We start from the raw sequence: 6,249 nt of genomic DNA, 5'->3' as shown, positions 1-6,249 counted from the left end.
GCAGACGGAATTCAAGACCGCTGTCGGCGAACTCGAAGGTCTGGGCAAGCGGCAGGAAGGTTTCTCCTACGTGCAAAAGCCGTCCCTGGTCGTCGCCGAATTCCTCGCCTTGCTGGGCGGCGAGCGCCTTGCCCTGAGCGCCACCCCGGCTCTGGCACCCGATGAGAATGGTCTGGGCGTGATTGCCACCCGGCACGCCGACGGCCGCATTGCTACACTCGTCTACAATAGCGACGACCGTGTACGCCGCTCGGGCTCGAGCAAGGCGACGTTCGATCTGGTCCTCGGCGAGGGCGCCTACAACTATGCCGTCTACGCCATCGAGCAAGACGACGCCTTCGGCGTGTGGGACAATGCACGCGCGCCAGAGGTGAACTCCACGCGCAATAACGAACTGACGGACGCCCATCTGTCCGCCATGCGCGCCGTTGCCGAACCGGAACTGGCTCTATCAGGAACGGCCACCGGCACACTGAAGCTCGATCTCGACGTGCTGTTGCCGTCCGTCTTGCTGATCGTTGCAGAACCTGTATCCGCCGATGCGCCGGGTACCCCGGTTGCCCTTGAGCCGCTGCACACCCTGGCCCCGACCGGCGCCCAGGAGGTCATGCTGCGCTGGAACAATAGTGGTGCGTTCACCGCTTATACGGTCGAAATCTCCAGCGAGCGCAACGGCCCCTATGCGCCTGTGACTGATCGCCCGATCTTGGCCAATGCCACCATCGTCTCGCGGGCCACCGGGGCCCGTTTCGCGCGCATCACCGGCCGAAACCTCGCTGGCAATGCGAGCACCCCTCTTATCGTTTCCCTCGACTGACGCCCCGGCCCCGCGCGACAACGCGCGGGGCGCCATGGCGCCGCGAAAGATTTTCTCCAGGTATCGCTGTGGCAGAAAAGCTCCTCCAGAGGGGAGCCGAAAAACGCAATCGACAATGTCGATAATTTAACTAGGCTTTGTGGACTGAATAGGAACCAGCCCATGACAGCCATCGAAACAGGCAATCCGCGCAGTGAGAACAGCTACCGCATGGCCGCGCGACGACGCGCCGCCGAGTGGGCAATACTGATTGCGACGAGCCTAGCGTTCCTCTTTGCCCTTGGCCTCATCAGCGGCTGAGCCCAAGGAGACATTTCATGGCATCGGAATTCATCGGCCACACCTCGAACCGCGAGGGGTCCGACATTGTCCCCACGACTGGCCCGGTCATCGACAAGGGCTATATTCGCAACCACGTGCGGGCCGCCGAAGCCGCCGGGATTGATCGGCTGCTGATCGGCCAGTTCGCGCAATGGCCTGACAACAACCAGATCGCCGCCTATGTCTTCAGCCAGACCGAACGGATCGGCGCCCTCCTCGCCCATCGCCCCGGCCTGATGGCCCCGACATTTGGCGCGCGGCAACTGGCAACGCTCGACCAGTTTTCCGAAGGGCGACTGTGGGTCCACATCATCACCGGCGGCTCTGACACGGATCAGGCGCGGGACGGTGATTTTGAAGATCACGACACGCGCTATGCCCGCACCGACGAATATATCGAAGTGCTCAAGAAGGTCTGGGAAAGCGATGCGCCCTTCGACCACGAGGGGCGTTTTTACAAATTAAAGGGCGCTTTCAGCCAGGTAAAGCCCTATCAGAAACCACGCATTCCGATCTCTTTCGGTGGCGCGTCCGACGCAGCGATCGCTGTCGCCGGCAAGCACGCCGATATCTACGCGCTCTGGGGCGAGCCGCTCGAGGGCACCCGCGAGACCATCGCCAAAGTGCGCGCTGCAGCCATCGCCAATGGCCGGGATCCGGCAGATATCCGCTTCACGCTTGCCTTCCGCACCATCGTTGCCGAGACCGAAGACCAGGCTTGGTCCAGCGCTGCTGACATCCTTGAAAAGGTGAAGGCAGGCGTCGCCCGGCAGGCTGGCGGGAATGGCGAAAAACTGCCGAGCAATGTGGGCTCGGTCAGGCTGCGAGAAGCCGCAAAACGCGGCAAGGTGCTCGACAAGCGGCTCTGGACCGAGGTTGCCGAAGCAAGCGGTGCCGGCGGCAATTCAACCGCTCTCGTCGGCACGCCCGAACAGGTGGCCGAAGCCATTCTCGACTACTATGACGCCGGCATTTCCAACTTCCTCGTGCGCGGGTTCTACCCCACCGCCGACACCGTCACCTATGGCCGAGACGTCGTCCCGCTGGTCAAGGCCGGCATTGCCGAACGCGAAGCCCGCAAGGTTGCTGCAGAATGAGCACTCCCCTCGATATCGTCGATATTCATACGCACCTCTGGCCGCCGGCCTGGGGGCCAGGCGGAAAACACGCCAAGCCTTCTGGCGCGTTCTCTCCGGAGATCTACCGCAAGATTACCACGCCATCGGCGCTGGTCGATGAGTTCAAGACCGCGGGCGTCTCGCTTGCCGTGGTCACCACGACCATCGAGAGCCTCTTCGGCGCCGAAGGAACGGTCGATTTCGGCGGTATTCGCGAGACCAATGACTGGCTCGCAGGCCTCGTCGCCAGCGAGCCGTCCCTGGCGGCCTGTGCCGTGACGGACGCATTCGCAGGCGAGGAAGGCGCTGCCGAAGCTGAACGCGCCATTGTCGAACTCGGCCTTTCGGGGCTCGTGATCGACTCCTCGCGAAACGGAAAATTTCTCGCCGATCCATCGGTCCGGCCGGTTCTCGAGGTGGCGGCCCGCCACCGTGTGCCCATCTTCGTCCACCCGGTTGCCCACCCCAATTCCGATGTGCTGATCGAGGGTGCCGGCGCCTTGGGCAACTCCCTGGGCCGAGGGCTGATGAACGGGGTGGCCTTCCTCTCCATCATAAAGTCGGACATTCTCGACGAGTTGCCCGACCTGCACCTGATCTTTGCAACGCTTGGTCTCGGGGCCATCGTCCAGGCCGCACGTGGTGGGATTTATGGGCGCGCCGAACGCCAACGCCAACCGCGTCCCAATATCTACTTCGACACAATGGGCGCCGATCCGGCGATCATCCGCACCCTTGTCGGCTTCTTCGGGGCCGAGCGGGTTCTGGCCGGCACCGATTGGCCGATTCTTCCCGCGCTGGAGGCCAAAAGCCTGCAGGCGAGCCTTGCGGAAGCCGGTCTCGACGACGCCGCCCAGCGTCTCGTTGCCGGGGGCAATGCGAGACGCCTGCTCTCACTGCGCGAGGCCACGGCAAAGGCAGCCGAATAGCCGGCTACTTCTGCCGGCGCTCGGCGATGACATCCCAGATGCGTTGGGCCAATTGCCCTTTGCCCATGGTGGCAAAGGGACGCGGTTCTTCGCCACGGATCAGCAACGTGCCGCCATTGGTGTCGACCTGGAAACCAGTCTCGCTCTTCTCGCCAATGCGCGCCACCGGGTTGGCGAACAGGAAATCGAGCCGCTTGCGATCGAGCTTGCCCTGCCCGTTCTCAACCACATCATCGGTCTCGGCGGCAAAGCCAAGAAACCATTGGCCAGTGGCAGCATCGCGCAGTGCGCCGAGGACATCGACGGAAGGCACCATGTCGAGCGCAATGGCGGCATCGGCGCGCTTCAGCTTTTTTGCGGAAGGCTCGGCCACGCGATAGTCCATAACGGCCGCTGTCGCGACCACGCCCTGAACCAGCGGCAGGATTTCTAGTGCGGCTGCCGCCATTTCCTCTGCGGTGCGCACCTCGACGATCCGAAGCCTATCGCCGGCTCCGTTCGGCGCGATCGGGCGCACGACGCCCTTGTCGACGCCCAGCACCATGCTGACCCGAGCACCACGCGCCAACGCGGCCTCAGCCATGGCCGCACCCATGCGGCCGGTCGAATGATTGGTGATATAGCGGACCGCATCGATCGGCGTCGTCGTCGGCCCCGAAGTGATGAGGACGTGAAGGCCACTGAGATCCTGGGTCTGCGCTTCGCTCAAATAGGCATTGATCGCCAAGACGATGCTTTCGACGCTTGCGAGCTTGCCTACACCCACTTCGCCACATGCCAGCACGCCGGCCGCAGGGTCGACAAAACGGGCGCCGCCATCAGCTAGGGCGCGCAGATGCCCCTGCGTCACCGGCTTGTTCCACATCACCGTATTCATTGCCGGCGCGATGAGAAGCGGCGCTTCGGTTGCCAGCGCGACAGTGGTCAACAGGTCATCGGCGAGGCCAAGCGAAAGCTTGGCAATCGTATTGGCGCTAGCGGGCGCGATGACGAAAATATCGGCCCAGCGCGCGAGGTCGATGTGTTCGGTGCCCGAGATATCGGCGCCGAAAATGGCGGAGCGCACCGGATTGCCGCTGAGGGTTTCGAGCACCAGCGGCGTGACGAATTGGGTGGCGCTTTCGGTCAGAATGCACTGCACCTGGTGCCCCTGCTTCTTCAGCTGGGAAACAACGTCGGCCATCTTGTAGGCGGCGATGCTGCCGGAAATGCCGATCAGGATATTGCTAGCCATTGAGCTGCCCGTAGCGAAAGAGCCCCAGAAGCGTCAGGTCCGGCTGGATCTCGAACCGCGGCGAGAGCGTAATCAGGCGCGTGCAACCGCCCGTCGCAATGAGTTTTGCGCCCTCCAGTCCTGAATCGCGCAGCAGCCGATCAGCCAGCCCCTCGATCAGGGCCTCATAGCCCTGCAGGACCCCGCTCTGAATTTGCGTTTCCGTCGTGTTGCCCACCGCGCTTTCGGGGCGAACCAGCTCGACCGAGAACAGTTTTGCCGCTCGGCTTTGCAGCGCCCGCCAGCTGGTATCGAGACCCGGCACGATAGCACCACCGATATAGGCCGGTCGCGCATCGATAAGGCAGAACGTGGTTGCCGTTCCCGCATCGACGAGCAGGAAGGGAGGCTCAGCCAAGGTCAGCGCGCCCGCGACGTTGGCGAGGCGATCAGCGCCCAGTTGATCGGGAAAGGGTAGGTCCAGCTCGAAGTCGCGCTTGAGCCGCGATGACACCGAAACAACCTCGATCGGCCGCTTACCCAAGGCGCAGGCCCCGCGCACGGTTTTTTCGAGCACCGGCACGACAGTCGAGAGGATAGCTCGATCCGCAACCTCCCAGATGCTCTTTTCCAGATGTTCGGAAAAAAGCTGGGTGAGATGCACGCGGTATTCATCGGCCGTCGCCAGAGGATCGGTGCGGAAGCGCAACTCGCCCACCACTTCGCCGCCATCGCTGAAAAGCCCGGCAACGGTATGAGTATTGCCGATGTCGAGCAGCAGCCAGTGTTTGGTCATCTCTATCCTGTTCTTTCACCTTCGGTGCCCCAGCGCTGTCGCCAGGTCGGCACCGTATCTCCGGGCGCGGGCGCGGCCAGATAAATGGCCCGTGCCATTGCTCGGCTAAGGCAGACCGCGGCTCCGTGGCCCAGATGCAGCATATCGCCCAAGGGATCGTCCAGTACCTTGTCGCGCGTCGAAACGGCGAAAATCAGGTCGCCGTCGACCGGGCTATGCGCCGGGCAGGCGCCACGTGCAATACCGTCTTGCGCCGCGACAGCCAAGCGCTTGGCCTGTGCCTTGGTCAGGATCGCATCCGTCGCCACGATGGCAATGGTCGTATTGGCCATGGGCCCGGAGGGATCGCGCTTGGTTCGGGTCGTTTGCTCGAAACTCATTGCCCCCAAGCGCACGCCAAGGCCACCGAACTCATTGTCCGCCTCAAATGGAGCGGCCCAGAAATTGGGAGCATCGCCCATGGTGACGCTGCCCGTGGGATTGGCGATGACCAAGGCCCCGACCATGTGCCCGCTTGGCAATACCAGCGAGGCAGAACCCAGACCGCCCTTGAGATTGGCCGTCAACGCGCCGGTGCCACCGCCTGCTGTGCCCAAGGCAAAATCCTCGCCCGCTGCGGCTAGTGCCGCCGCGCCGAGCGCGGGATAGGGATTCTTGTCCCAGACCTTATCGCCGCCATTGAGAAGATCGAAAACAATTGCTGCGGGCACGATGGGGATGGTGGCTTGGCCAACACGAAAACCGCGTCCTTGGCGGCGCAGGGCATCGACGACGCCGGTTGCGGCGTCGAGCCCAAAGGCCGAGCCCCCCGAGAGCACCAAGGCATCGATGTCTTCCACCAGCTTGTCCGGCGCCAGCAGGTCGGTTTCCCGTGTGCCGGGTGAGCCGCCCATCACGTCGACCGATACAAGAAACGGCTTGTCAGCCGTCAGTACCGTAACCCCTGTCTTGATATGGCTATCCTGCGCATTGCCGACCTTGAGGCCGGCAATGTCGGTGATGAGGTTCCGTGGACCTGGAATCAATAGTCTAGTCTCCGACCGGCGCAAATCGCA

The 6,249-nt window shown here is 63.1% G+C and carries 7 protein-coding genes; 4 read left to right on the top strand and 3 right to left on the bottom strand.

Translation table 11 applies throughout. The features are described 5' to 3' along the window. The 4 genes from J0I64_RS09900 to J0I64_RS09885 all read left to right on the top strand — a co-directional run. Positions 1 to 817 (top strand): hypothetical protein (locus tag J0I64_RS09900; RefSeq protein WP_291407653.1); only part of this gene is annotated, 817 nt, incomplete at its 5' end. A 162-nt stretch (positions 818 to 979) separates the two neighbouring features. After that, positions 980 to 1,117, top strand: a complete 138-nt coding sequence (locus tag J0I64_RS09895; RefSeq protein WP_291407651.1) for a hypothetical protein — start codon at positions 980 to 982, stop codon at positions 1,115 to 1,117. A gap of 17 nt (positions 1,118 to 1,134) precedes the next feature. Further along, a complete protein-coding gene (locus tag J0I64_RS09890) occupies positions 1,135 to 2,235 on the top strand; it encodes an LLM class flavin-dependent oxidoreductase (protein ID WP_291407649.1) in 1,101 nt (366 codons plus the stop codon). Continuing rightward, the gene (locus tag J0I64_RS09885) at positions 2,232 to 3,185 is read left to right on the top strand and encodes an amidohydrolase family protein (RefSeq protein ID WP_291407647.1); all 954 of its coding nucleotides are present in this window, start codon (positions 2,232 to 2,234) and stop codon (positions 3,183 to 3,185) included. Before J0I64_RS09890 ends, J0I64_RS09885 begins: the two co-directional genes overlap by 4 nt. Positions 3,186 to 3,189: 4 nt before the next feature. On the opposite strand, the gene coaBC is transcribed toward J0I64_RS09885, so the two are convergent. From coaBC to J0I64_RS09870, 3 genes are read right to left on the bottom strand one after another with little or no spacing between them, the layout of a single operon-like run. Further along, entirely contained in the window at positions 3,190 to 4,419 is a 1,230-nt protein-coding gene (gene coaBC / locus J0I64_RS09880; RefSeq protein ID WP_291407645.1) for a bifunctional phosphopantothenoylcysteine decarboxylase/phosphopantothenate--cysteine ligase CoaBC, read from the bottom strand. After that, positions 4,412 to 5,194 carry a type III pantothenate kinase gene (locus J0I64_RS09875; protein ID WP_291407643.1) on the bottom strand — a complete coding sequence of 261 codons (783 nt, stop codon included), beginning with the start codon at positions 5,192 to 5,194 and terminating at the stop codon, positions 4,412 to 4,414. Before J0I64_RS09875 ends, coaBC begins: the two co-directional genes overlap by 8 nt. A gap of 2 nt (positions 5,195 to 5,196) precedes the next feature. Then, positions 5,197 to 6,219, bottom strand: a complete 1,023-nt coding sequence (locus J0I64_RS09870) for a P1 family peptidase (protein WP_291407641.1) — start codon at positions 6,217 to 6,219, stop codon at positions 5,197 to 5,199. Positions 6,220 to 6,249 lie beyond the last annotated feature (30 nt).

The sequence above is a fragment of the Devosia sp. genome (genome assembly GCF_017307565.1).
GTDB lineage: Bacteria > Pseudomonadota > Alphaproteobacteria > Rhizobiales > Devosiaceae > Devosia.
Note: the sequence above shows the minus strand (reverse complement) of the source record. Positions and strands in the feature narration are given on the sequence as shown.